The 24,995-nt window shown below is 73.3% G+C and carries 21 protein-coding genes; 9 read left to right on the top strand and 12 right to left on the bottom strand.

Going from position 1 to position 24,995, the window contains the following annotated elements:
* Positions 1-18: 18 nt before the first annotated feature.
* Complete coding sequence (locus H8R17_RS10690; protein WP_187822911.1) at positions 19-489, bottom strand: SRPBCC family protein; 471 nt, start codon at positions 487-489, stop codon at positions 19-21.
* Between the two features lie 123 nt (positions 490-612).
* Positions 613-1,443, bottom strand: a complete 831-nt coding sequence (locus H8R17_RS10685) for a DeoR/GlpR family DNA-binding transcription regulator (RefSeq protein WP_187822910.1) — start codon at positions 1,441-1,443, stop codon at positions 613-615.
* A 326-nt stretch (positions 1,444-1,769) separates the two neighbouring features.
* Here H8R17_RS10685 and H8R17_RS10680 point away from each other — a divergent pair, with 326 nt between their 5' ends.
* Positions 1,770-4,280: a hypothetical protein gene (locus H8R17_RS10680; protein WP_399476544.1), complete on the top strand. Its 2,511-nt coding sequence runs from the start codon at positions 1,770-1,772 to the stop codon at positions 4,278-4,280.
* On the opposite strand, the gene H8R17_RS10675 is transcribed toward H8R17_RS10680, so the two are convergent.
* The 4 genes from H8R17_RS10675 to H8R17_RS10660 form a co-directional block, all read right to left on the bottom strand.
* Positions 4,250-6,688, bottom strand: coding sequence for a right-handed parallel beta-helix repeat-containing protein (locus H8R17_RS10675; protein WP_187822909.1), 2,439 nt, complete (start codon positions 6,686-6,688; stop codon positions 4,250-4,252). The genes H8R17_RS10680 and H8R17_RS10675 overlap by 31 nt on opposite strands.
* A gap of 111 nt (positions 6,689-6,799) precedes the next feature.
* The gene (locus H8R17_RS10670) at positions 6,800-7,405 is read right to left on the bottom strand and encodes a hypothetical protein (RefSeq protein ID WP_187822908.1); all 606 of its coding nucleotides are present in this window, start codon (positions 7,403-7,405) and stop codon (positions 6,800-6,802) included.
* A 159-nt stretch (positions 7,406-7,564) separates the two neighbouring features.
* Positions 7,565-8,407: an MOSC domain-containing protein gene (locus H8R17_RS10665; RefSeq protein WP_187822907.1), complete on the bottom strand. Its 843-nt coding sequence runs from the start codon at positions 8,405-8,407 to the stop codon at positions 7,565-7,567.
* A gap of 45 nt (positions 8,408-8,452) precedes the next feature.
* Positions 8,453-8,890: a DUF6643 family protein gene (locus H8R17_RS10660; RefSeq protein WP_187822906.1), complete on the bottom strand. Its 438-nt coding sequence runs from the start codon at positions 8,888-8,890 to the stop codon at positions 8,453-8,455.
* A 297-nt stretch (positions 8,891-9,187) separates the two neighbouring features.
* Between H8R17_RS10660 and H8R17_RS10655 the strand changes: the two genes are divergently transcribed.
* Positions 9,188-10,477 (top strand): TerD family protein, encoded by a 1,290-nt coding sequence (locus tag H8R17_RS10655; RefSeq protein WP_187822905.1) that lies wholly within the window; start codon positions 9,188-9,190, stop codon positions 10,475-10,477.
* Positions 10,478-10,496: 19 nt separating this feature from the next.
* Here H8R17_RS10655 and H8R17_RS10650 read toward each other — a convergent pair whose 3' ends face one another.
* Entirely contained in the window at positions 10,497-11,687 is a 1,191-nt protein-coding gene (locus H8R17_RS10650) for a glycosyltransferase (RefSeq protein ID WP_187822904.1), read from the bottom strand.
* A 39-nt stretch (positions 11,688-11,726) separates the two neighbouring features.
* Here H8R17_RS10650 and H8R17_RS10645 point away from each other — a divergent pair, with 39 nt between their 5' ends.
* Both H8R17_RS10645 and H8R17_RS10640 read left to right on the top strand, forming a co-directional pair.
* Positions 11,727-12,518, top strand: a complete 792-nt coding sequence (locus H8R17_RS10645) for a glutamate racemase (protein WP_187822903.1) — start codon at positions 11,727-11,729, stop codon at positions 12,516-12,518.
* 106 nt (positions 12,519-12,624) lie between these two features.
* Positions 12,625-13,170: a hypothetical protein gene (locus tag H8R17_RS10640; protein ID WP_187822902.1), complete on the top strand. Its 546-nt coding sequence runs from the start codon at positions 12,625-12,627 to the stop codon at positions 13,168-13,170.
* 20 nt (positions 13,171-13,190) lie between these two features.
* Here H8R17_RS10640 and H8R17_RS10635 read toward each other — a convergent pair whose 3' ends face one another.
* On the bottom strand, positions 13,191-14,258 hold the full coding sequence (locus tag H8R17_RS10635; RefSeq protein WP_187822901.1) for an O-antigen ligase: 1,068 nt from the start codon (positions 14,256-14,258) through the stop codon (positions 13,191-13,193).
* Between the two features lie 400 nt (positions 14,259-14,658).
* Between H8R17_RS10635 and lnt the strand changes: the two genes are divergently transcribed.
* The 4 genes from lnt to H8R17_RS10615 all read left to right on the top strand — a co-directional run bounded on the left by lnt (position 14,659) and on the right by H8R17_RS10615 (position 18,610).
* Positions 14,659-16,272: an apolipoprotein N-acyltransferase gene (lnt, locus tag H8R17_RS10630; protein WP_187822900.1), complete on the top strand. Its 1,614-nt coding sequence runs from the start codon at positions 14,659-14,661 to the stop codon at positions 16,270-16,272.
* A 68-nt stretch (positions 16,273-16,340) separates the two neighbouring features.
* Positions 16,341-16,820 carry an NUDIX domain-containing protein gene (locus H8R17_RS10625; protein ID WP_187822899.1) on the top strand — a complete coding sequence of 160 codons (480 nt, stop codon included), beginning with the start codon at positions 16,341-16,343 and terminating at the stop codon, positions 16,818-16,820.
* Positions 16,821-16,963: 143 nt separating this feature from the next.
* Positions 16,964-17,545, top strand: coding sequence for a hypothetical protein (locus tag H8R17_RS10620; protein WP_187822898.1), 582 nt, complete (start codon positions 16,964-16,966; stop codon positions 17,543-17,545).
* 264 nt (positions 17,546-17,809) lie between these two features.
* Positions 17,810-18,610: an FHA domain-containing protein gene (locus tag H8R17_RS10615; RefSeq protein WP_187822897.1), complete on the top strand. Its 801-nt coding sequence runs from the start codon at positions 17,810-17,812 to the stop codon at positions 18,608-18,610.
* Positions 18,611-18,631: 21 nt separating this feature from the next.
* Here H8R17_RS10615 and H8R17_RS10610 read toward each other — a convergent pair whose 3' ends face one another.
* Positions 18,632-20,539 carry a serine/threonine-protein kinase gene (locus H8R17_RS10610; protein WP_187822896.1) on the bottom strand — a complete coding sequence of 636 codons (1,908 nt, stop codon included), beginning with the start codon at positions 20,537-20,539 and terminating at the stop codon, positions 18,632-18,634.
* A 181-nt stretch (positions 20,540-20,720) separates the two neighbouring features.
* Positions 20,721-21,527 (bottom strand): IclR family transcriptional regulator, encoded by an 807-nt coding sequence (locus H8R17_RS10605; protein WP_187822895.1) that lies wholly within the window; start codon positions 21,525-21,527, stop codon positions 20,721-20,723.
* Between the two features lie 64 nt (positions 21,528-21,591).
* Here H8R17_RS10605 and H8R17_RS10600 point away from each other — a divergent pair, with 64 nt between their 5' ends.
* Positions 21,592-23,304: an IlvD/Edd family dehydratase gene (locus tag H8R17_RS10600; protein WP_187822894.1), complete on the top strand. Its 1,713-nt coding sequence runs from the start codon at positions 21,592-21,594 to the stop codon at positions 23,302-23,304.
* Between the two features lie 108 nt (positions 23,305-23,412).
* Here the strand turns inward: H8R17_RS10600 and H8R17_RS46575 are convergent, their stop codons facing one another.
* Both H8R17_RS46575 and H8R17_RS10590 read right to left on the bottom strand, forming a co-directional pair.
* A complete protein-coding gene (locus H8R17_RS46575) occupies positions 23,413-23,799 on the bottom strand; it encodes a hypothetical protein (protein WP_262505177.1) in 387 nt (128 codons plus the stop codon).
* Between the two features lie 68 nt (positions 23,800-23,867).
* Positions 23,868-24,935, bottom strand: coding sequence for a LacI family DNA-binding transcriptional regulator (locus H8R17_RS10590; RefSeq protein ID WP_187822893.1), 1,068 nt, complete (start codon positions 24,933-24,935; stop codon positions 23,868-23,870).
* Positions 24,936-24,995 lie beyond the last annotated feature (60 nt).

Here is a 24,995-nt window from a genome sequence, read left to right as displayed (position 1 = left end):
GGCACAGAGCATTAGCCTTTACGCGGCCAGGCGCCGGTCCAGCGCCGTGACGGCGTCCCGGAAGGCCCGTGCCTGGGCCGCGCGGAACGGCTTCATCATCAACCGGAACGCCGGTGTCCCGTCGGTGGCGAAGGTCCACTGCACGCGGGTGCCGGTGCCGGCCGGGGCGAGCCGCCACTCCTCGACGAGCGCGCGGGCTCCCGGCGCGTTGGTGACGTCGACGCGGTAGGCGTACACCTCGGGCTCCTTGGAAGCGATGATCGACTCCTGGAACCGGACGCCACCTTTGAGGCGGACCTCGCGCCCCGCGTCGCCGTCGAGCGGCCGGGCGGAGGCCACCTGGGAGAACCACTCTGCCCAGCCGGGCACGTCATCGGCCAGGGCACGGTAGACGGTCTCGGGCGGGGCGGAGATCTTCCGCGCGAAGACGAACCGCACGGGCGCGCGCTCGACGAAGTCGAGCCCCTCCGGACGCAGACGGTGAGCCATGGACGAAGCCCCCTTCACGGCGGCGCCGATGACCGGCAGCGTCACCCTAGCTGGCGGCCCGTCAGATGTCTGCCCCTCCTGAGGGCGCAGATCAGATGAGGCGGAGGTCAGCCGCCCCGGAGGTCAGCCGACGACCTCGCTCTCCTGCTCGCCCGCCACCACCAGCTGCGGCAGATGCTCCGAGCTCTCGGCGCGGGCCTCGGCGGGCAGGCCGGCGTCGGTCACCCAGGTGTCCACCTGTTCCAGCGCCGCGAAGGAACTCAGGCCCACGGTGCCCCACTTGGTGTGGTCGGCGACCACCACGACCCGCCGGGCCGACTGCACCAGCCGCCGGTTCGTCTCGGCCTCCGCGAGGTTCGGCGTCGACAGACCGGCCTCCACCGATACGCCGTGCACGCCGAGGAACAGCACGTCGAAGTGGAGCGCCGCGATCGCCTGGTCGGCAACCGGGCCCACCAGCGAGTCCGACGGCGTGCGCACCCCGCCGGTCAGCACGACCGTGGCCGCGCCCTGCCGCGGGCCCGAGGTGCGCTGCGCCGCGTGGAAGACGTCGGCCACCCGCACCGAGTTCGTGACCACCGTCAGATCCGGCACGTCGAGCAGCTGCTGCGCCAGTGCGTACGTCGTCGTACCGCCCGACAGGGCGATCGCTGCGCCCGGCGCGACCAGCTTGGCCGCCGCCCGCGCGATGTCCTCCTTGGCGGTCAGCTCCAGGCCCGACTTGGCCTCGAAGCCGGGTTCGTGCGTGCTCGCCTCGACCACCGGCACCGCACCGCCGTGCACCTTCTCCAGCACGCCCTGCCGGGCGAGCGCGTCGAGGTCGCGGCGGACCGTCATGTCCGACACGCCGAGTTTGCGGGTGAGCTCGTTGACGCGGACCCCGCCCCGGCGCCGGACCTCGTCGAGGATCAGGGCGCGCCGCTGCTCCGCGAGGAGGTTCTGAGTCTCGCTCACGTACGCTCCGGTCCTTTCGCCTCAAAGCCGTCCGACACGCCCTGCGCACCGTCTCCGCGCTCCCGACTCCGCTCGGGCAGGTGGGACGCCGGTCGACAAGTCCATTGTCCCGCCCCGGCGCGCGGTCGTCCCATCCTTTCACGCCCGGGCACCGGTCGCGCCACTACCCGCCCGTCGCGCACACGTCACCTGCGCCTCATCCGTGCCCCGCCTGTCACCCGGATCGGGGAGATTCCGTGACGAGGGGTGTGCGATGCGCCCGGAGGGGAGATCCTTGGTGCGCGCACGGACAAAGCCGATGGCATGTCACGGGGGAGTGCGAAACAGTGAAGAGTGCCTTGAAAGGTGAGCCGGACAACCCGGTCACGCGGCCCGGGCCAACCGCAGCCGCCCTGGAACTGCTCGTCCACGGTGTGGGTGGGACCACGCCTCAGGAGATGCTGGGCGATCCGCGCACGGTGCGGGTCACCGGCGATGACACGGCGGCCGTCTTCCGCCGGGCGGACGACGTGGACGCGGAGAGCGGGCCGCGTGCGGAGCGCCGGGGCGGGCCGGTGCCGGAGGCGTATGTGTGGTGCAACCTCACCTCCGGCAACGGCACCCGCGCCCTGTGGCTGTTACTGCTGCCGTTCATGGTGGTCAACCTCGCCCACTGGATGCGCCCCGCCGCGCGCGGCCGCACACGTACGGTGCGCCTGTACGGGCTGCTGGTGCGGCTGGCCGGGCTGACCCTGACCGTGTTGCTGGTCGCGGCTGCCTGCGAGGTGGCGCTGGATCTGGCGGCCTGGCAGTGTGCGGGCACGCGCGCGTGTGCCGAGCAGCACTCCTGGCTGGGTTTCCTCTCCCCCGTGGTCTCGGACGGCGGCTGGTGGAGCGCGCCCGGCCGCCGGCTCGCCCTCGCCGCCCTGGTGCCGCTGGCCCTGACCGGGCTGCTCTGGTACCTGTCCCTGCGCACCTGGAGCGCGTATGAGTCCCAGCAGCCGCTGGCCCGCGAGCTCGAGCCCGACGGGGACACCGGTCACACCGCTCTGGGCCGGCCCGGCTTCTGGTACGGACGCCGCCTGGTGGCCCGGCTGCGTGCCGCCCACACCGGCGCCGGGCTGCTCACGGTCGCCGCTGCGGTGGGCACCCCGGCCGCCCGCTTCGACCGCGCGCCCGGCGGCCCGAGGGTGCTCGAGGCCCTGGGCTGGCTCCTGATCGCCGCGCTGGTGGCCGGCGCGGTCGGCGTGGTGTGGGTGGTCTGCCGCCGGGGCCGCAGCGAGAGGCACCTGGATCAGGAACTCGACCGGCACCTCGTACGACGGCTGCCGCTCGCCGCCCTGGTCCTGCTCGCCCTGACGCTGCTGTACGCGGGGTGGGAGCGGCCGGGCTGGGAGTCGGCGGGCCGGCTGCCGGGAGACGCGACCTTCGGCGGCATCGCCCTGGTCCAGGGCCTGATCGTGATCGCCCTGGCCGGGGCCGCCCATGTCCTGCACCGCGCCCAGCCGGATCCGCGCGCGGCCGTGCGCGGCCTGGGCGGGCCCGCGGTCGCGATGCTGGCCTGCGCGCTGGGCGCGGTGATGTCCGGCGGGGTGGCCCAGCGGGTGTCCGACTGGCTGGACGGCCCCGGCACGTCGATGCCCGGACCGCCGGTCCTGCTGACCTGGCAGGCCTCCGTGATCCCGCCGCTGCTCGTCGTCCTGCTGGTACTGGGCGGGTGGCTGGCCCGGCGCGCCTGGCGGCTGGCCCGCGCCGCACGCGCCAGCGTGGAACACGACTACCCGGGCGAGCCCGCGGACAGCGCACGCACCCGCGCCATCGCCCTGGCCCGCGCCCTGGCCACTCTCACCGACCGGGCTCCCCTCCTGCTCGCCGTCACCTCCGCCACCACCCTGCTGCTGGGCACCGGCGCGCTCGCCGGCGCCCAGCTGACCGGCCGGACGCCGGGTGAGGCCGCGCGGGGCACCTACGCGATCGTGCACGGCGCCGCGCAGACCGCCCAGGCGCTGGGCTCCTGGCTGATCGGACTCGGCTTCCTCCTGTTCGTCACCTGGGGCCGGCGCGCCTACAAAGACGCCTCCGCACGACGCACCATCGGCATCCTGTGGGACGTCGGCACCTTCTGGCCACGCGCCGCCCACCCCTTCGCCCCGCCCTGCTACGCCGAGCGCGCGGTGCCCGACCTGACCTGGCGGATGGTGACCTGGACCCGCGTCACCGGCGGGCGGCTGGTCATCTCCGGACACTCGCAGGGCAGCGTCCTGGCCGCCGCCGCGGCCTGGCAACTGGCCCCCTCCGCCCGTAAACGGGTCGCGCTGCTGACCTACGGCTCCCCACTGGAGCGCCTGTACGGCCGCTGGTTCCCGGCCCACTTCGGCCCCGCCGCACTCAGCTCCCTGCACCACGAAGTCGACTGCTGGCGCAACCTCTACCGGGACACCGACCCCATCGGCGGCCCCGTCCGCCTGCCCGGCGACTGCGGCCCCGCAGTCGACCGCCCGGCCCTGAAAGACCCACTGGCGTACGGCCGTACCGAACTGCATCCGCTGCCCGCACCCATCCTCGGACACTCCGACTACCAGGCCGACCCCGCCTTCGCCGAGGAACGACAGCGGCTGCTGGCCCGCCTGCGCCCTGGGCTACCGGCGCCACGCCACACCGAGCCGCACCCCGGCGAGGAAGCGCCCGGGCCGGACGTGACGGAACGGCCCGGACCGGAGGTCAGCGAACCGCCCGGCCCCGAAGCAAAGGAGCGCTCAGGCCCGGATGCGAACGAGCCGTCCGTCTCGGTGGTGGCCCCTGAGCCGTCCGGTCCCGAGCCGGAGCCTCAGGGCAGCTCGGGCAGGTCCTCGGCGTAGAGCAGGGTCAGGTCGTCCGTGCTCGGTTCGTCGACCTGGGCGACCCGGCTCGCATGCCGTTCCACCATGGCCTCGAAGGTCTGCCGGGAGGTGCGGCCGTTGCCGAACGCGGGGCCCTTGGGGATCGCTGTGAAGTACTTCAGCAGCGCCTCCCCGGTGCCCGTCGCGAGCCGGTACTCGTGCTCCTCGGCCTGCTGCTCCACGATCCTGAGCAGCTCCTCGGGGCCGTAGTCGCTGAAGGTGATGGTCCGTGAGAAACGGGAGGCCACGCCCGGGTTGACCGACAGGAAGCGCTCCATCTCCGCGGTGTACCCCGCGACGATCACCACGACCGCGTCCCGGTGGTCCTCCATCAGCTTCACCAGCGTGTCGATGGCCTCCCGGCCGAAGTCCCGGCCCGAGTCCTCCGGCGACAGCGCGTACGCCTCGTCGATGAAGAGCACGCCGCCGCGCGCCCTCTCGAACGCCTCCTGCGTGCGGATCGCCGTCGAGCCGATGTGCTCGCCGACCAGGTCGACCCGGGACACCTCGACCAGGTGGCCCTTGTCCAGCACACCGAGGGAGGCGAGGATCTCGCCGTAGAGGCGGGCGACCGTCGTCTTGCCGGTGCCGGGGGAGCCGGTGAACACCAGATGGCGCTTGACGGATGCCGCCTTGAGACCCGCCTGCCGCCGGCGTCGGCCCACTTCGATCATGTCGGTCAGCGCCCGCACCTCGCGCTTGACGCTCTCCAGGCCCACCAGCGCGTCCAGTTCGCCGAGCACGGCCTTGGACGTACGCACCGGCTCCTGCGGCTCCGCGGCGGCCACCAGGGGCTCCTGCTCGGTGGTGCGCTGGCCGGGGATCGCGCCCAGCAGGCCGGGGGAGGGGCTCGCCGTCTGTACGGCCGTCTCGCGGGCCACGGGCGGGCGCAGACCGGCGCTCTCGTCACTGGTGCAGTCCTCGACCAGCGGGCCGGTGCCTGCCCCGGTGTCCGGCCCGCCGTCCGCGAACTCGTACCCACCGCGCGCGCAGCGCTCCGTACGGCACTTGCGCAGTGTCGTACGGCTGCCGTCGATCACGTGGAAGCCGTAGCCGCCGCTGCCCGTCACCCGGCAGTTCAGGAAGCTGCCGCGGCCTCCGGCCGACACGTAGACCCCGGCCTCGGAGGGGGAGTCGATGGTGCAGCGTTCGACGGTGGGGTCGGCGCCCTTGGTGACGATCACGCCGGTCTGGGTGCCGTCCAGGGTGCAGTTGTTGAGGGTGCCGCCGCTGCCGTGGTCGCGGAACCAGGCGCCCGTCGCCGCGTCCCGGATGCGGCAGTCGTCGAGCTGCGCGGTGGCGCCGTCGCTCACCGACACGGCCGTGTTGCGCACCTGGGACAGGTCACTGTCGACGACGTCCGCGCGCGAGCCCCGGTCCAGGACGAACAGCGCGTCCGGCACGTCGTGCACCCGGCAGGAGTCGAGCACCGCGGTGGCGCCGTCGCTGACCCACACGGCCGGGTAGTCGCCCGTGCTGTCGAAGATCTCGCACTGGTTGGCGTCCACGCGCGTGCCCGGGTCCCATACGGACAGGCCGTTGCGCCCGAACTGCCGCACGCTGGTGCGCGTCAGGGTGAGCACGGAGCGGGAGCGCAGGTCGACCGCGTTCTCCGGGATGTCGTGGATCCGGCAGTCGGCGAGCGTGAGGACGGCGTCCGTGTCGAGCGTGACGCCGTCGGTCGTGGTGCGGTGCACATCGCAGTCGGTGAGGTGCGCGGTGGCCCGGCCGGTGATCTGCACACCGCTGCCCCGGACCTCGTAGACCTCGCAACCCACCGCTTCCAGCGCGGAGTTCTCCCCGGTCGCCGACAGGCCCACACCCGAGGCGTGGTGCACCCGGCAGCGCTCCAGGCGGGGGTGGGCGCCGCCGCGTACCGCGACGCCCGCCTGCCCGGCCGCGACGACCTCGCAGTCCTCGAACACCCCGCCCGCGCCGTCGAGTACGGCGATGCCGATGCCCGCCGGATTGTCCACGGTGCAGCGGCGGGCCGTCGGCCGGGCGCTGCCGCGCACCTCGATCCCGGCCGCGGACCGGGTCACGACCCGCACGTCCCGCAGTTCCGGCGTGCCCTCCTCGACCAGCAGGGCCGGCGCGGCCGCGTCCTGGCCCTCCACGTGCAGGTCCTGCACCACGGCCGAGGCGCGCACGGTCAGCGGCACCCCGTCCATGGGCGCGAGGCGCACCGAGCCGGGCGAGCCGTCGGGGCCGCGCAGGGTCACCGCCCGCTGCACCACGAGGTTCTCCCGGTAGGTGCCGGGGGCGATGGTGAGGACGTCACCGTCCGCCGCGGCCTCCAGGGCGGCGGCGAGCGATGCATACTCACCTGTGCGGCGCCGCCACCGCGAAGTACCGGTGTGCGTCACCTGGACCGTGCCCTGTGCCATGGCGTTGCTGTGCCCCCACCTCGTTGTACGCGGGTCTGACGCGCCGATTGCGTTCGGCCGGTCCACCGTAGCGTGCGCGCGGGCGGTGGGTTGACCAGAGGCGGAAGGCGGTCAGCAGCCGGTGCCGGTCTTGCCCCAGTCCGGGCCCGCCTTGTCCCAGGCCTGGTCCAGGCGGGCGTACCGGCGGCGGACCATGCGCCAGAGGATCAGCCGTCTGCCGCCCTCGACGAGCCCGGCCGCGGCGAGTGCCGCGCCGAATCCGGCGAGCATGGCGTGCGTGGCCGCCGTCGCGGAGTCCAGCGGGCGGGCCACCATCCGACCGTGCCCGTCCGTCCATATCCGGAAGTGGTCCCCTGGCGCGGGGTTCTTGAGGCTCGCCAGGACCGGGCCCTGCTGTGTGGTGCCGTCCGGCGCGGGCCAGTCGGCCAGCACGCGGGTGCGCATGTCCCGGCCGGCGGACGCCTCCGGGTCGGCCTCCAGGGGGGAGCGGTCCAGCTTGCGGACCACCGTGGCCGTCACCAGGTGCCGGGAGCGGTGCTGCTCCTGGACCGACTTCTGCAGGATGTCCCCGGTGGCGCGGCCGACGAGGGAGCCGATCAGCGGCGCGGCGACGAGGATCAGCAGCAGGGCCGCCAGGGCGACCCAGGCTTCGGCCAGGTCGGTCGTACGGCGCAGCGGATTGTGCCGCCAGCGCCAGAGTCCGCTGATCGATCGCACCGTCCGCACCCCCTTCCCGCTCCGTGATAACCCCTGGCGAAGCCGTCCACGCGCGGACCCCGCGAAGAGAGAGCGACATCACTCACACCGCTCGCCCGGGGGTCTCTGATGAACTTCTCACGAAGGGCCAACGCGCGGACCTCGGACCGGGTTCCCGGGCTACAGGGATCCGTCCGGCTCGAGCATCCGGACCGGATCGCCGACCCGGACCGTGCCGCGGGACAAGGGCACCAGGTTCTGCCCGAACACCAGCTTGCCGCCGATGCGCCGATGGCGTCCGAGGCTGTGCAGGGGCTCGCGGCCGCGCTCGGCCGTGCCCTGGTGGGTCGTGGTCACCACGCACCGGCCGCACGGCTTGGCGACGCGGAAGGCGACCTCGCCGACGGCGATGCCCGGCCAGCCGTCCTCGGCCCACGCTTCGGTGCCCGCCACGACGAGGCTGGGCCGGAAACGGTTCATGGGCAGCGGGCCCTCGGGCGCGTGATCGCCGCGCGCGATCAGGGAGTTGAGGGCGTCGAGCGAGGCGACGGTCGTGACCAGCAGGGGATAGCCGTCGGCGAAGCTGACGGTCTCGCCGGGCCGGGCGTACTCGGGGTCGACGGGCCGGCGCGTGGCGGGATCGTCCATGTGCACGAGCCGCACGTCGGCCCCGAGATAGGCACTGCACCAGGCATGGGCGGCCGGATCCTCGGCGGGCACTCCCTCGACCTTGTCGCGGGGCATCACCACCGGCACCGTGCCGGCCGCCTCCGGCACGGGCACGGTCAGCGCGTCCATGCCGGGCGCGGACAGCCGAACGCCGCCGCCGGGCAGCAGCTCGGCGGCGGCCAGTGCGAGGCGCGGCTGCTGGCGTTGCGTGACGACCTTTCCCCCGTCGTCGATCACCACCCAGCGTCGGTCTCCGGCCAGCCCCCAGGGCTCCACGACGGCATCCCGGGGCGCGAGACCCCGGAACGCCTTGACCGGATGGACGTGAATCGACTGCAGTCGCGCGTTCCCCATGGGGCCATCGTGCCAGCCGGCGCGGACCACTCCCCGGGGGACGGCTCAGTAGCCGCGGTACTGCTGGTTGTTGTACGGGTCCTGGTACGGAGCCGGAGCGGCGGGCCGGGGAGCCGCGGGGCGCATCGCCTCGTAGCCCGTCGGACCCGGTGCCGCCGGGCGCGGCTGCGGCGGCTGCGGACCGGGATAGCCGCGCGGCGCCGTGGCCTGCGGCGGGATGTAGGCCGCGGGCGCCTGTTGCAGCGGGGCGGGCTGTGGCGCCTGCGGATAGCCGTAGGAGGACTGGGACTGGCCCGCCGGGAGGGCGGGCAACGCCGACGGGAGCGCGGGCAGATTGCTGCCGGGCGTGTCGTACTGCGCGGGGACCCGGATCGGGGCGATCTGCGGGGTGCCCCGCTCGGCCACGAGCGAGTCGTAGATCGGAGTGTCCGGGAAGGAGGCGGAGTAGTAGCCGCCGCCATAAGTGGAGCGGGGGGAGGTCATGGCACATAAGTTAAGCCCACGATGTGGTTGTTGGGGAGACCGATAAGAGGGTTGTTTTCCGTGCGGGCGGTGACGTCGGATCCCCAATGCGAGCGAACTCGGCGAAAAAGGGCGGCAATCCGAGTTCGGATCAGGTAAAGGCCAAGTTCCGTGCGGGTTACCGACGGGTTGGCGACGGATCGTCATGCGCTCCTCGTGGGAGTTCGCCGCGGTGGGGAATAGGTTGGACGGACGGATTCCGAGGGACAGCCGGGGCTCGGCCCGGTGCGGTGAGACGTGATGGGGGCGGACATGCAAATGGTGAAAGGTTCAAATACTCCGGTGCCGACCACGGCACTGCGGGTGGAATTGGGCTGGCACTCCGGTCCGGGCGTGCCCGACGCGGACGCCTCGGCGCTGCTCCTGGTGGGCGGAAAGGTCCGTTCCGACGCGGACTTCGTCTTCTACAACCAGCCGGTGCACTCCTCCGGCGCGATCCGGCACGAGGGCAAGCGGGACGGCGGCGGCCAGGTCACCGACACCCTCCTGGTCGACCTCGCGCGCGTGGAGCCCGCGATCGAGACGGTGATCCTCGCCGCCTCCTCGGACGGCGGCACCTTCGGACGAGTCCCCGGCCTGTACATCGAGGTCCGGGACGCCGCGCAGGGCGCCGTGGCCGCGCGCTTCGACAGCCCCGGCGCGACGACCGAGACGGCGTTCGTGCTCGGCGAGTTCTACCGCCGCCAGGGCGCCTGGAAGTTCCGTGCCGTCGGCCAGGGCTACAGCAGCGGACTCGAAGGCCTCGCCACCGACTACGGCATCACGGTCGACGAGCCGCAGCAGGCCGCCGCCCCCGCACCCCCGGTGACCGCACCGCCGCCGCCCCCGCCCGTGACCCAGCGGCCCCCCGCGCCGCCAGTGACGCGACCGGCGGCCCCGCCTGCGCCCCCCGCCCCGCCCGCGGAACCGGTCCGCCTGACGAAGGTGACGCTCACCAAGGCGGCCCCCTCGGTGTCGCTCACCAAGCAGGGCGGCACCTCGGGCGCCATGCGCGTGAACCTCAACTGGCAGATGCGCAAGCAGTTCTCCGGATGGGCCGCCAAGCTGGGCCGCCCGACCGCCATGCCCGCGGACCTCGACCTCGACCTGTGCGCCCTGTACGAACTCACCGACGGCAGCAAGGGGGTCGTCCAGGCCCTCGGCAACGCCTTCGGGGCGCTGCACCAGCCCCCGTACATCCACCTCGACGGAGACGACCGCACCGGCGCCGTGTCGACCGGCGAGAACCTCACCGTCAACCTCGACCACAAACAGGCCTTCCGGCGCATCCTCGTCTTCGTCACGATCTACGAGGGGGCCCGCTCCTTCGCCGACCTGCACGCCACCGTCACGCTCACACCGCAGCACGGCGCCTCGATCGACTTCTCCCTCGACGAGTGCACGGTCCCCTCGACGGTGTGCGCGCTCGCCCTGATCACCAACACCGGCAGCGACCTCGTCGTCCAGCGCGAGGCCCGCTACCTGGTGCCGGAGCGCGGTGTGAGCCCGCAGCGGACCGTCGACTACGCCTACGGGTGGGGCATGAACTGGACACCGGGCAGGAAGTGATCCCCTTTCACGGCGGACGTCAGCCCTCGTCGGGAACGGCGTCCGGACGCGCGTAGGTGCGGCCCTTCCAGGCCGCACCACGCCCCCGGTAGTGCTGCACCGCCGAATCGACCGTCATCAGCAGATACAGAAACGCCGTCAACGGCAGCAGGGGAGCGAGCCACAGCGGCTGCCGGTAGTAGCGGAGCATCGGGACGTACGTCGCCGCCATCACCAGCCACGCGAGCCCGCCGGCGACCGCCGCCGTACTCCCCGCGGCAAGTCCCGCCACCAGCGCCACGGGCGGCACCAGATACACGAGCGCCAGTCCCGCGACCGTCGCGGCCAGCAGCAGGAGGCTGTGCCGCAGTTGCGCGTAGGCGCTGCGCGACACCATCCGCCACAGGTCTTGCAGCCGCGGATACGGGCGGACGCTGTCCACCCGGTCGGCCAGTCCCAGCCAGACGCGGCCGCCGCTGTTCTTGACGGCCCGCGCGAGCGCCACGTCGTCGATCACGGCGTGCCGGATGGCGTCCGGGATCCGCGCCCGCTCGGCGGCCTCCGTGCGGAGCAGCACACACCCGCCTGCGGCGGCGGCCGTCCGCGTTCCCTTCCTCCCGATCCGACGGAAGGGGTACAACTGCGCGAAGAAGTAGACGAAGGCCGGGACGACGAGCCGTTCCCAGGCGCTCTCCACCCGCAGCCGGGCCATCTGCGAGACCACGTCGAAGCCCGAGGCGTGCGCCGCGGCCACCAGCGTGCGCAGGCTGTCCGGGGCGTGGGCGATGTCGGCGTCCGTCAGCAGCAGATACTCGGGGTCCCGCGCGCGTGCCAGGCCGATGCCGTGGCGCACCGCCCACAGCTTGCCCGTCCAGCCCGCGGGCGGCTCGCCGGGCGAGTTGACGGTGAGCGGCAGCCCGCCGTGCCGCCGCGCCAGCTCACGCGCGAGCTGCCCGGTGCCGTCGCCGCTGCCGTCGTCGACCAGGAAGACCTCCGCGCGCCCCGGATAGTCCTGGGCGAGCAGCGACGGCAGGCTCGCGGGCAGCGCCGCCGCCTCGTCGCGCGCCGGAACGACGACGCACACCGGCGGCCAGACGTCCGGTTCCCGCCGGGGCGGCAGCCTGACGTCCGTACGCCAGAAGAAGCCCTGGCACAGCAGCAGCCACAGCCATGCGGCGAGTGATCCGGCGGCGGTCCACACAACGGCGCTCACGCGCGCAGTCTGCCCCACGGGGCGGGCCGGACACGGCACATCGTCTATCGTGGCCGGGTGAAGATCGCGCTCATGGACTCCGGAATCGGTCTGCTCTCGGCCACCGCCGCGGTACGGCGTCTCCGCCCCGACGCCGATCTCGTGCTCTCCCTGGACCCCGACGGCATGCCCTGGGGACCCAGGACCCCGGAGGACCTCACCGGGCGCGCCCTCGCCGTCGCCGAGGCCGCCGCCGCCCACCGCCCCGCCGCCCTGATCGTCGGCTGCAACACCGCCACCGTGCACGCCCTGGACGCCCTGCGTGCCCGCCTCGAACCCGGCCTGCCGGTCATCGGCACGGTCCCGGCGATCAAGCCGGCCGCGGCCGGCGGCGGACCCATCGCCATCTGGGCGACACCGGCCACCACCGGCAGCCCCTACCAGCGGGGCCTGATCCGTGACTTCGCCGACGGCGTGCCCGTCACCGAGGTGCCGTGCTGGGGCCTCGCCGAGGCCGTGGAGCACGCGGACGAGGCCGCCATCGACGCCGCCGTCGCCGCGGCCGCCGCGCTCACCCCGGACGAGGTCACGACCGTCGTCCTCGGCTGCACGCACTACGAGCTGGTCGCCGAGCGCATCCGGGCCGCCGTGCAGCGCCCCGGCCGCCCGCCGCTCGTCCTGCACGGCTCCGCCGGAGCGGTGGCCGCCCAGGCCCTGCGCCGGATCGGCGCCCAGCCCGCCCCCGAGGCCCCCGCCGACGGCACCCTCACGGTGATCCTCAGCGGCCGCGAGAGCGGCCCGCTGCCCGCCCCCGCTCTCGCCTATGACGAGGGCCGGCTCCTCCAGACGGCGGCCAGCCCCGTCCAGTGACCGACGGTCACCGGGCGGAGGCTTTCCGCCTGCCTGAGGGCCGGTCGGCGCCGTCACTCTCCGCGACGCGGTACCAGCACAGCGGAATCTGAGTACTCTCGATGGCATGAGGGAGCACCCCCGCGGTGAGCATGCCAGGCACCCTGATGTCTGGACCGGACGGGCGACCAACCGGGTCCAGTGGCTGCTGGCGCTCATCGGTGCCGCCTGCCTGGCGCTCGGCATCGAGCTGGCCGTGGACGCCCCGTGGACCGACGGCATCGCCCCGCTCGTCATGGCCGTCGTCGGCTGCATCGCGGCGGGGCTGCTGGTCCTCTTCGGCACCCTCGCCTTCGTGCACGTCGCCCTGCGGGTCGACAAGGAGTGCCTGGAGGTGCGCTGCGGCCACATCGGCGTGCCGCGCCGCCGCATCCCGCTATCCCACGTCGTCGGCGCCGAGTTCGTGCCGCACGTCACCCCGCGCCACTGGGGCGGCTGGGGCTACCGCTGGCGGCCCGAGAAGGGCACCGCGGTCGTCGTACGCCGTGGTGAGGGCGTCGTGCTGCGGCTGTGGGACGGGCACACGTTCACGGTCACCGTGGACGACGCGGAGGCCGCCGTACAGGTCATCAAGGACCGGCTGCGGTCGAGCGCGCGCGGCGCGTCGCACTGAGGCCGGTCAGGAAGCGCCGGTCACTGGGCCAGCCGGTCGCCGCGTGGATCCGCGTCCGTCGCCGGTTCATGGACCTCCTCGGCGAGTGGGCGCGCCGTGGCCATGCCCGCCAGGAGGCCCGCGCCCGCCGTCACCGCCGTGAAGCTCAGCGCGTTGCCGACGCAGGCGATCGCCGCGAGGGCCGTCAGGGCCGCGCCTGCGGTGAGCGCCACCGGGGTGGGGCGCGCGGTGCGCCACAGCGCGTGCAGCGCCCAGCCGAAGGCCGCCGCCAGCAGGATCAGGCCGGGCAGGCCCTGTTCCGCCGCCTGTTGCAGCGGTGCCGAATGCGGCCTGCCGTCCGACAGCAGCGACTGCGTGGCCGTCGTGCTCAGCTCGCCGAAGCGCCCCGGCCCCACGCCCAGGGTGGGATCCCCCTCGACCATGTGCACCGCGTCCCGCCACAGCAGGACGCGGTGCGGGGTCAGCTGGCCCTCCAGGGACGCGGCGAGCCCGTCCGGTACGGCGTTGGCGGCGACCGCCCAGGTCAGTCCGGTCACCAGGGCCGCCGCCCCGGCCAGTCCGGCGATGCCCGCACCCCGGTGGGGCATGCGTCCGGCGGCGAGCGAGCACAGCAGTACGGCGGCGCAGGCCACGCACCCGGTGATCGAGTCGAGCGCAGCTGCGGTGACCGCCGTACCGGCGGCCAGCAGGCGCAGGGCCAGCCGGACGGACGGCACGGGACTGGCCCAGGCCGCGCAGCAGGCGGCGCCGGCCGACAGGGTCAGCACAGCCGCAGTCGCGCCGACGCGTCCGAGCGGGGCGTCGATATGCGGCCCCGGGGCGAGGTGCGGGACGGTCACCGTCAGCGCGGTCCCGGCCAGGGCCGCGGCGCAGGGCGCGGCGACCGGCAGAATCGCCCCGCCGATCCGCCCCGCGGCACAACCGGCGGCCACGGCCAGCACCGCGAGCAGCACGCCCTCGGGGCGGCCGCCGCGCGCCGCCGCCGTGATCAGGGGCCAGGTGGCGCAGGCCCCGAGCACCACCACGCCCACCGCGTCCAAAACGTTTCGTCTCTCGCCGTCCGCCCCCCGATCGGCCGCAGACGTCATCCCCGTGGAACCCACCCGGCCCCCTGCACCACATCGCCCCCGACCTGTGACGAGCCCCAGCCCCCGGGCCGGTCCGCCACCACAAGACTCCGGCACACGGTAGCGGCTGGTGGCCGGCTTGTGGATGAGTAGCGACGAGATGCGGCGGATGAATACGGGGCAAGTGCGGCAGCCGCGTGGGTGAGGCGGTCCACGCGCCGGCGAGGACCAACGGGTACCCCGGCGAGGAAGCGGGACGGCTGGCGGGCGCGGAAGGGGCGGCATCGGTGGCGGAAGCGGCGTGAGCGGAGACCGGCGGCCTCCGCGCGCAGGCGCGGCACACGCGTGTAGACGCCTGGGTGCGGTTCCGGCAGGCGGACCGCGCTGTCGGCCGAAAAGTGACTCGCCGTACACTCCCCGAGTGACCGTCACCGCAAGTTCCGCCGGCGAGTCGGACCAGCTGGAACCGCAGATCGCGCCCGCGTCGCGCGGCCGGCGCCTGCTGCTGCGCCTCGTCCCGGCCGCCGCAGCCGCGCTTTCCGGAGTGCTGCTCTACGTCAGCTTCCCGCCCCGCACCCTGTGGTGGCTGGCCCTGCCCGCCTTCGCCGGATTCGGCTGGGTGCTGCGCGGCCGGAGCTGGAAGGCGGGCCTCGGCCTCGGATACCTCTTCGGCCTGGGCTTCCTGCTGCCCCTGCTGGTGTGGACGGGCGTGGAGGTCGGCCCCGGACCCTGGCTCGCACTGGTCGCGGTCGAGGCGGTCTTCGTCGCGCTGGTCGGCGCGGGCATCGCCGCGGTGTCGAGGCTTCCCGGCTGGCCGCTGTGGGCGGCGGCGCTGTGGATCGCTGGCGAGGCGGCACGCGCGCGTGTGCCGTTCCACGGCTTCCCCTGGGGCAAGATCGCCTTCGGGCAGGCGGACGGCGTCTTCCTGCCGCTCGCCGCGGTCGGCGGCACCCCGGTGCTCGGCTTCGCGGTCGTCCTGTGCGGCTTCGGGCTGTACGAGGTCGTACGGCTGGCCGCGGAGGGCCGGCGCACCCGTGCCGTACGGCGCTCCGCCGCGGCCGTGGCCCTGTTGAGCGTGGCGGTGCCGGTCGTGGGGGCCGTGGCCGCGCGCCCGCTGGTCAGTGACAAGGCCGAGGACGGCAGCGTGACCGTCGGCGTCATCCAGGGCAACGTGCCGCGCGCGGGCCTGGACTTCAACTCCCAGCGGCGGGCCGTGCTCGACTACCACGCGCGCGAGACGGAGCGCCTGGCCGCCGAGGTCAAGGCGGGCAAGGTCGCCCGGCCCGACTTCGTGCTGTGGCCGGAGAACTCCTCCGACATCGACCCCTTCGCCAACCCCGACGCCCGCGCCGTCATCGACACCGCGGCCAAGGCGATCGGCGTGCCCATCTCGGTCGGCAGCGTCGTCGAGCGGGACGGCAAGCTGTACAACGAGCAGATCCTGTGGGACCCGGTGAAGGGCCCGGTCGACACCTACGACAAGCGGCAGATCCAGCCGTTCGGCGAGTACCTGCCGCTGCGCTCGCTCATCGGCGCGATCAACAGCAACTGGACGGCGATGGTCCGCCAGGACTTCAGCCGGGGCACCAAGCCGGGCGTGTTCACCATGGACGGCGCCAAGGTCGGCCTCGTCACCTGCTACGAGGCCGCCTTCGACTGGACGGTGCGCTCCGAGGTCACCGACGGCGCGCAGATGATCTCCGTGCCGAGCAACAACGCGACCTTCGACCGCAGCGAGATGACCTACCAGCAGCTCGCCATGTCCCGCGTCCGCGCCGTCGAGCACAGCCGGACCGTCACGGTGCCGGTGACCAGCGGCGTCAGTGCGATCATCATGCCGGACGGGCGGATCACCCAGCGGACCGGCATGTTCGTGGCCGACTCCCTCGTGCAGAAGGTGCCGCTGCGCTCCTCGACGACGCCCGCCACCGACCTGGGTGTCCTGCCGGAGATCGCCTTGGTGCTGGTCGCCGCCGGCGGGCTCGGCTGGGCGATCGGCGCGGGGGTGCGCCGGCGACGCGCCGGTGACGCGTAGCCGTACGACCGTCGCACGCAGTCTGAATCGCCCCTGGGCGCCGGGGCCGGCCGGTTAGGGTCGTGACCATGGCTACTCCCGACTTCATCCGGAACCTGCGTGCCACTGCCGGTCACCAGCTCCTCTTGCTTCCCGGAGTCACCGCTCTCGTCTTCGACGACGAGGGCAGGGTGCTGCTGAACCGCCGCTCCGACTCCGGCAGATGGTCGGTCATCGGGGGCATTCCGGAGCCGGGGGAGCAGCCCGCGGCGTGCGCCGTGCGGGAGACCTACGAGGAGACGGGCGTGCGCTGCGTCGCCGAGCGGGTCGTCCTCGTCCAGGCACTGGACCCCGTCACGTACGACAACGGCGACACCTGCCAGTACATGGACATCACCTTCCGCTGCCGGGCCGTCGGCGGCGAGGCCCTGGTCAACGACGACGAGTCGCTGGAGGTCGGCTGGTTCGCCGTGGACCGCCTGCCCGAGCTGAACGAGCACGGGCTGTTCCGGATCAAGCAGGCCCTGTCGGACGCCCCCACGTGGTTCGACCCCACGGGCACCGGCTGAACCGTTCCGCGAAGGCGCGACCACGCCCCGGTCGCCGGAGCATCTCTGCGCGTGTCCGGCCGATCCGGGCTTCCGGGACCCCTCCCGCAGGCCCGGCCCGACAATGCGGGCACCCAGAGCCGTCCTGCGACCGGGGGAGAGCGATGGATGACCCGACGCGCGCCGCGCCCGTCTTTCCCGCCAAGCCGGAGCACCCGCCCGGCGACGTCCGGGCGTACGATCCGCCCGCCGTGGCCCTCGGCAACGCCTCACTACTCGGAGTCGGCTATCTGATCCTGCGCCGGCGAGGGCTCGCCGTCGGCAACGTGGCCGTCACCGTCGTCCTCGTCTGGCTGCTCGCGTCGACCGCGTCGCAGTCGTACGAGATCGCCGTGCTCGTGTGGTGGGCGGGCACCGTCCTGCACGGGTGGTACCTGGCGGCAGGCAGGGCGGCCAACCGGCCAGGGCCCCGGGCCCGGCGCAGGCAGCGCCTGGTCGCGCTCGGCGTCACGCTGCCGGTGCTGCTGATCGTGGGGCTGCTGCGGTTCGACGCCGGCCGGGCCGGGCGGGACGTCACCGAGGCCCAGGACAGCGGCAACAGCGCGCGCGTGCGCAGCGCGCAGGACCGGGTGTGGTCCGGGCACCGCGTCACCGACGCCCCGCCGAGTGCCCGCGGTGACGAGGCCGTCACCCCGCCCAGGTCCTCGCCGAACCCGGCAACGACAAGACGGTCGAATCGACCCTGAACGGATTCCTCCGCGGCCTGCCTGCCAAGGACCCCTGCGACACCGTCACCGACTGGCTGCGCGAGGGCAAGCGCAGCCACGACGTGCTGGACCGGTCCGCCCGCGCGGTGGGGCGGACCGCGCCCGCCGCCCTCGTGGAGGGTTGCTCCGCCCCCGGCGGTGGGGAGGGGTCCCGCAGAAGGTGCGAAATCCTGTGCGTACGCCCGTCCGCGTGCCCGGAATCCGATGAACCGCCGAGCACTTCACGAACCTGGGAGACCAGCGATGTCCCTCTCCACCAGCCTCGCACGCGGTGTCGCGCCCGCCAAGCCCGGTACACTGCACGCCCGCACGGTCACCGGAGACCTCAACGCCCCGCCGCGGCCGGGCCTGACGCTCCGCTTCGGGCGGGGCGACAAGCCGGACGTGGACCTGGGGGTCGGCGTGGACGACCTGCGGGTGAGCCGCCGGCACGGCGAGCTGACGTACCGCCAGGGGCACTGGTGGCTGCGCAACACCGGGCAGCAGTTGGTCCGGCTGCCCCGTGGCCGGATGATGCACGCCACCACCGAGCCCATCCCGCTGGCCACCGGCTACACCCCGCTGTTCGTGAAGGGCTCCGGCTACCGGGAACACCTGGTCGAGCTGTACGTGGCGGGCCACGACGACCAGGGGCCGGTGTCCCGCCGACGTGCCGAGACCCTGCGCCCGGAGACCTGGGCGCTCAACGACGACGAACGGCTGCTGCTCGTCGTACTGGGCCAGCGGTATCTGCTCTACGAGGAGGAACCACGCCCCCTGACGTACGCCATGGCCGCCAAACAGCTCGGCTACCTCCGCCCGGACGACAACTGGACCGAGCGCAGGATCGAGCACCGGATCGAGGCGGTACGCAAACGGCTCGACCGCACCGGCTTCCGGTACCCGCTGATGCACGACAAGTCGCAGGGCCGCCCCAACGACAACGCCCTGCTGCAGAACCTGCTCAAGGGGCTGGTGGAGTCCACCACGCTCGTACCGCCGGACCTCGAGCTGATGGAGGACGACAGCACCTGGCCGGACCTCGGGCCATCGGTGACCAGCTGAGCGGTGCCCTCCAGCGCGTCGTCAGCGGGCGCGCAGCTTGGCGGCGGCGGTGGTGGCGAGGCGGGTCGTCATGTCGCAGAGCTGGTCCATGGGCCGCTGCCCGCCGACCCGCAGGCGCACCATCTCGGCGGACGTCTCGGCGTTCTGGCCGCTGTACGGGCGGTACTCGACGAAGGCCGTGCAGGCCCCGTCCTCGCTCTCCGGAATGACGACAGTGTTGTAGCCGCTGAGCTTCCTGGACTCGCCGTCCTCCGCGGACTTGGGCTGGTCGCGGTAGAAGCCCACCTCGGCCTCCAGATCGTCGACGTCGCTCGACCACTCGCAGCTCCAGTTCGCGACGCCGACCCTCGGCACGTCGGTCTTGAGGCCGGGAACGGCCGACAGCGCCTTGTTGTCGAGCAGTTCGCAGGCGTTCGCCCAGGCGAGCGAGGCCTGCGGATAGGCGGGGTCACGGCGGGGGACCGGGCCCCGGTTCAGCACCTCGGCCGCGCTGCGGGCGGCCGCGTCGGCGACCGTGCACATCGTCGCGCTGCCGCCGACCACGGTGCCCTCGCCCTCGTTGACGCGGACTCCGACGAGGGCCTTGTCGACCGTGCTGCCGGAGGGCACCAGCAGCAGCCTGCACTCGTCGTCCTCCGGCGGTTCCTCTTCGGTGACGCCGATCCTTCCGACGGTTGTGGTGGGCTTCGACCCCTCGGGCGGTGAGCCCGGGCGGAGGTGGATCGACACGTCGATGCGGGACTTGTCGTCGGTGTGGACGAGTACGTCGCAGCGGTCGAAGTTGCCGTAGTCCACGTCCACTTCGGCCTTCCCGAACCGGCCGAGCGTGTCGGTGTCCGCCAGGGCGCACAGGTCGGCGGTGTGTGGATCGCCGATCAGGGCCTGAGGCGCGGCGCTCGGCGTGCCGTCCGCGATCCCGCCCCTGCCGGACTCCCGGCCGGACCGGGTGGCGTCGCCGTCGTCGCCAGGGGCGAGGATGAGGCCCAGGACGAGTGCGGCGCCGGCCCCGAGGGCGGCGAGCACCGGACGGCGCCGGAGACCGTTCTTCCGGGTCTTCTCCGTCGGGGGACCCGACGGAGAGTCCGGCGGGGCTCCGGCGACGCCCGCCAGCAGCCGCCCGGCCTCGGCCGCGTCGGGCCGCTGCCGGGGATCGCGCTGGAGCATGGCGGTGAGCACGGGGTACAGCGGCCCCACAGCGTCGGCGTCCATCTCCACGACGCCCTGCTCGGCCTTCCAGTACGTCAGCCGCTCGGTGTCCTCGCCCGGGTTCTGTCCCGGCTCGGCGGACCCACCGCCCCGCGGCGGCGAGCCGGTCACCAGCGCGTACAGCGTGGTGGCCAGGCAGAACACGTCCGAGGCCGGGCGGGGCACGTTCCCCCGCGCCAGCTCGGGCGCGGCGAAGTCCGGCGTGAAGCTGAACGGGCCGTTCGCCGTGATGGTCTCGCTGCCGCCGACCCGGTACGCGGCGCCGAAGTCCAGCAGCTTCGCCTCACCCCGCCGGGTGAGGCCGATGTTGGCGGGCTTGACGTCGCAGTGGACGATGCCCGCCTCGTGCAGGGCGGCGAGCGCGTCCGCGAGTTCGGCACCGATGCGGGCCGCCCGCGCGGGGGACACCGGCGGGTGCTTGTCGAGGCCGCCGCCGGGCACGTACTCCATGATGAACCAGTACGTCCGCGCGTCGTCCTGGGTCATCGTCACCACATCGAACAGGGTGACGACATGGGGATGGTCGCGGAACTTGGCCATGGTCCGCGGCTCGCCCAGTAACCGCCGTACCGCGGTCTCGTCCTCGCCTTCCACCTGCTCCGGCTTCAGCGCGACGTCCTGGCCCACCACCTTGTCGTGCGCCAGCCACACATCGCCGCTCCGCCCCGTGCCGATGACCTCCTTGAGGACATAGCGGTCGGCGAACTCATCTCCGGAACGCACGGTTCCCCCCTCACCCGAGTCCACAACGCGCACGCTCGCGTGCCCGCGCGCGTGTATCGAGAAAGCTACTGCGTGTGTCGATCAGTACGCAGTGTCTACCCGGACCCTGCATCAGACGTCCCCATGCGTAGAGGTTGTGGGGCCGATGGCGCAATGACGCCCCTGGGGCGGAACGTCGTGGTCATCGGTGCGGCCTGCCCAGGGGACCGAGGGCTGCGCGGATCTCGTCCACCGCGTCGATCAGCTCGGGCAGGGGTGTGCGGTAGGTCAGGGCGCTGATGCTCAGCGCGCCGGAGGGGGCGGTGGGTGAGGTGGCATGGACAGGCAGGGCGAGGCAGTTGACGCCGGGTTCGTTCTCCTGGTCGTCGAGGGCGAAGCCCCGGTGCCGGGTGGTCCGCAGGTCGCTGTGCAGGTCCTCGGCGGTGCACAGGGTCCGCGGTGTGCGCCGTACGAGCGGTGTGGCACCGATCCAGCCGTGGACGGCTTCCAGGGTGTCCAACTGGTGGGCGAGCAGCAGCTTGCCCACGGCGGTGGCGTGCGCCGGGTTGCGGCCGCCGATCGTGGAGGTCAGCCGTACGGCGCCGGTGGGCGGGTCGACCTTGGCGCGGTAGACGATCTCCCGGTCGTCGAGGACGGCGTAGTGCGCGGTCTCGCCGAACCGGTGGGCCAGGATCTCCAGTGCGGGGCGGATGCGGACGTTTTCGGGGCGGGCCTCGTGGTGGGCGAAGGCCATCCGCAGGAACTCATCGCCGAGTACGTACCGTCCGCGGGTGCCCTGGTCGGCCAGCCCCGCCCGCCGCAGCGCGCCGAGCGCCCGGTGCACGGTCGGCTTCGGGCTGCCGATCACCCGGGTCAGCTCCTCCAGCCCCACGCCGTCGGGATACCGTGCGAGCTTCTTCAGCACGGCCAGCACCCGGTCGGACCCCACCAGACGACTGCCGTTGGCTTGTTCTGAGCCGTCGCCGGGGTCTGTCGACCCATCGGACATCTGCGTACGCTCCACGATGTTCCAGAGATTAGACCACCGTACTGATTACTGGAAAGAGTCGGATGTGAAGCTCCGCAGCGCACAGTGGTACGCAGGTCAGGACCGCAACGCCTACATCCACCGGGCCTGGATGCGCCGCGGCGTCCCGGGCGACGCCTTCACCGGCCGCCCACAGATCGCCATCGCCAACACGGCCTCGGACCTGACCCCCTGCAACGCGCATCTGAACGAGGTGGCCGCCTCGGTGCGCAACGGCGTGTACGAGGCGGGCGGCATCCCGCTGGACCTGCCCGTGGTCTCGCTGGGGGAGACGCAGGTGCGGCCCACCGCCATGCTGTGGCGCAACATGGCGGCGATGGCCACGGAGGAGATGCTGCGCGCCAACCCCGTCGACGGCGTCGTGCTGCTGGGCGGCTGTGACAAGACCATCCCGTCGCTGCTGATGGCCGCCGCCTCGGTGGACCTGCCCGCAGCCGTGATCCCCGGTGGCCCGATGCTCAACGGCACCTTCCGAGGCGGCCTGCTGGGCTGCGGCACCGGGGTGTGGAAGCTGTCGGAGGAGGTGCGGGCCGGTACGCTCTCCCAGGAGCAGTTCACCCGCTCCGAGTCGGCGATGATCCGCAGCCGCGGGCACTGCAACACCATGGGCACCGCCTCGACCATGGCACTGGTCGCCGAAGCCCTGGGCACGATCGTCCCCGGCCTGGCCGGCACCCCCGCCCCCGACAGCCGCCTGCTGCAGGCCGCCCACGAGACCGGACGGCTGGTGGTGGACATGGTCGGCGCCGACCGCCGCCCGGGCACCTTCCTGACCAAGGCGTCCTTCCACAACGCGATCGTCGCTCTGGCCGCCATCGGCGGATCCACCAACGCAGTCGTCCACCTGCTCGCCGTCGCCGGACGCCTCGGGATCGACCTGTCCCTGGACGACTTCGACCGCATCGGCTCCCGCGTCCCGGTCCTGGTGGACCTCCAGCCGGCGGGGCGGTTCCTGATGGAGGACTTCCACCGCGCGGGCGGTCTGCTCGCCGTCCTGCGCGAGGTCCGCGACCTCCTCGACCCCGACGCGCCGACGGTCACCGGCCGGCCGCTGGTGTCGTACCTCGACGAAGCGGCGATCTGGGACACCGAGGTCATCCGCACCCGTGCCGAACCGCTGGTGGCCGAGGGCGGCATCGCTGTCCTGCGCGGCAACCTGACCCCCGACGGGGCGGTCATCAAACCCGCCGCGGCCTCCCCGCATCTGCTGCGCCACCGCGGCCCTGCGGTCGTCTTCGACAGCATCGAGGACTACCACGCCCGCATCGACGACCCCGACCTGGACGTCGACGCCGACAGCGTCCTGGTGCTGCGCGGCTGCGGTCCCAAGGGTTACCCGGGCATGCCCGAGGTGGCCAACATGCCGCTGCCCAAGAAGCTGCTGGAGCAAGGGGTGCGGGACATGGTGCGCGTGTGCGACGGCCGGATGAGCGGTACGGCGTACGGCACGGTCGTGTTGCACGTGGCGCCGGAGGCCGCGGCCGGCGGTCCGCTCGCGCTCGTGCGGACGGGGGACGTGGTCAGTCTGGACGTCGAGGCGCGTCGTATCGACGTCGAGGTCCCCGCCGACGAACTCGCCCGCCGCACACCCAACCAGGCCACCGTCGCCGGCTTCGCCCACCCCCGGCGCGGCTGGGAACGCCTCTACGTCGACCACGTCCTGCAGGCCGACACCGGCGCCGACCTCGACTTCCTCGTCGGCTCCAGTGGCTCCGAAGTCAGCCGTGAGTCCCACTGACCGGGCACGGTGCCGCCCGCTCATTACCCCCGGCGTAATCGACCGCTCTCGCCGCCCCCGGCAGGATCAGGCACATCGGCGGGAACCCCCGCCGGGATCCGGCCGCAGTCACGAGGAGAGCACATGACGCAGGCCGTCTCCGCCGCCCGATGCCGCCGCGCCCGCCGACGCCCGAGGTGCCCTGCGAGGACACGTCGCACCCGGCCTCGTTGTTGCCGAGCATCGTCGAGGACGTGACCAGCAGGCCGTCGGCACCGCGTCCTCTCGCCCGGGTCCTGCCCGCCCGCACCGGGCAGTCAGCACCCCCTCGACGAGCGTGTCCTGCAGGACGTCGCAGCCGAGGCCGGTCGCCGCGGTGTCGTGCACGTACAGGCCGATCAGGGACACGCCGCTGCGCCGGACGGTCGGCTCGTCCAGCATCACGTACCGGCATGCGGTGCCGTCACCGACCAGACCACCGTGCTCCCGGGCGGCGGCCGTCAACGGCAACGGCATGAGCGCTCCTCTCGCGGGCGCCACCTTCACAACAGCCCTGACCCTGCCGGCCCACCCTGCCGCACGCGTCAGCGGCCGGGCGCCGGACCGCTGCTGTGGCGCACCACCAGGTCGACGGGGACGAGCGAGTCGGCCTGCGGTGGTTCGGCGGTGCCGTCGATGCGGTTGAGCAGCAGCCGCAGGGAACGGGTGCCGATCTCGGCGAAGTCCGTGCGCACCGTGGTCAGCGGCGGCAGCAGATGCGCGGCCTCGGGGATGTCGTCGTAGCCGACCACACTCACGTCATCGGGCACGCGCCGCCCGGTCTCGTGCAGCGCGTGCAGCACGCCCAGGGCCATCTGGTCGTTGGACGCGAAGATCGCCGTCACGTCCGGGTCCCGGGCCAGCAGGCGGCCCAGGGCGTACCCGGAGTCCGCGCTCCAGTCGCCGACGAGGGGAGCGGGGACCTCGGCACCGGCCGCCTTCAGCGTGGCCTGCCAGCTCTCCAGGCGGTGGTCGGCGGACGTCCAGCCGGACGGGCCCGCGATGTGCCGGACGGTGCCGTGCCCGAGGCCCAGCAGATGCTCGGTGGCCTTGCGGGCGCCGGTCCGGGAGTCGCCGGTGACCAGCCACGTGCCGTCGTCCAGGGCGTTCTCCAGCACCACCAGCGGCGTGTCGAGGCGGGTGTCCGCCAGGGCCTGCCCCACCCACCGCTGCGGGGCGATCGCGATCACGCCGTCCGCGCCCTCCGCCGACAGACGGTCGACGGCCTCCACCACGGTGGCGTGATCAGCTGTGTCCAGCGCGATGGAGCTGACCAGGTAACCGGCGTCCTGGGCCGCGGCGTTGATCGCGGTCAGGATGGCGGCGGGGCCGTAGCGGGCGGCGTCGAAGGAGATGGCCCCGAGCATCCGGGTCCGGCCGCTGGCCAGCGACCGCGCGCTGCGGCTGGGCCGGTAGCCGAGCGACCGCATCGCCTCCAGGACCGCCTCGCGGGTCGCGGGGCGCACCGCGGGATGGTCGTTGAGCACGCGCGAGACGGTCTGCTTGGAGACACCGGCCAGCCGGGCCACGTCGTCCATCACGGGTCGGGACCCCGCGAAGTTGCGCCTGCTGCGCCACTTGGGGACGGAGCCGTCGGCGGCGCTCGGTGTCATGGCGGTCGTGTTCCTCGACGTCGGTACGGCGGTCCGGTCCCGCCCGGCAGGATCACAGCA

The sequence above is a fragment of the Streptomyces sp. TRM68367 genome (assembly GCF_014495685.1).
GTDB lineage: Bacteria > Actinomycetota > Actinomycetes > Streptomycetales > Streptomycetaceae > Streptomyces.
The sequence above is the reverse complement of the archived record's forward strand: the minus strand, read 5'-3'. Positions and strand labels throughout refer to the sequence as shown.

Excerpts from the sequence above, each read along its gene's own strand:
- H8R17_RS10590 (WP_187822893.1), bottom strand. The coding sequence starts at position 24,935 with ATGACACCGAGCGCCGCCGACGGCTCCGTCCCCAAGTGGCGCAGCAGG.
- H8R17_RS10665 (WP_187822907.1), bottom strand. The coding sequence starts at position 8,407 with ATGGGGAACGCGCGACTGCAGTCGATTCACGTCCATCCGGTCAAGGCG.
- H8R17_RS10625 (WP_187822899.1), top strand. The coding sequence starts at position 16,341 with ATGGCTACTCCCGACTTCATCCGGAACCTGCGTGCCACTGCCGGTCAC.
- H8R17_RS10640 (WP_187822902.1), top strand. The coding sequence starts at position 12,625 with ATGAGGGAGCACCCCCGCGGTGAGCATGCCAGGCACCCTGATGTCTGG.
- H8R17_RS10690 (WP_187822911.1), bottom strand. The coding sequence starts at position 489 with ATGGCTCACCGTCTGCGTCCGGAGGGGCTCGACTTCGTCGAGCGCGCG.
- H8R17_RS10615 (WP_187822897.1), top strand. The coding sequence starts at position 17,810 with ATGTCCCTCTCCACCAGCCTCGCACGCGGTGTCGCGCCCGCCAAGCCC.
- H8R17_RS46575 (WP_262505177.1), bottom strand. The coding sequence starts at position 23,799 with ATGCCGTTGCCGTTGACGGCCGCCGCCCGGGAGCACGGTGGTCTGGTC.
- H8R17_RS10605 (WP_187822895.1), bottom strand. The coding sequence starts at position 21,527 with ATGTCCGATGGGTCGACAGACCCCGGCGACGGCTCAGAACAAGCCAAC.
- H8R17_RS10655 (WP_187822905.1), top strand. The coding sequence starts at position 9,188 with ATGGTGAAAGGTTCAAATACTCCGGTGCCGACCACGGCACTGCGGGTG.
- H8R17_RS10660 (WP_187822906.1), bottom strand. The coding sequence starts at position 8,890 with ATGACCTCCCCCCGCTCCACTTATGGCGGCGGCTACTACTCCGCCTCC.
- H8R17_RS10620 (WP_187822898.1), top strand. The coding sequence starts at position 16,964 with ATGGATGACCCGACGCGCGCCGCGCCCGTCTTTCCCGCCAAGCCGGAG.
- H8R17_RS10635 (WP_187822901.1), bottom strand. The coding sequence starts at position 14,258 with ATGACGTCTGCGGCCGATCGGGGGGCGGACGGCGAGAGACGAAACGTT.
- H8R17_RS10675 (WP_187822909.1), bottom strand. The coding sequence starts at position 6,688 with ATGGCACAGGGCACGGTCCAGGTGACGCACACCGGTACTTCGCGGTGG.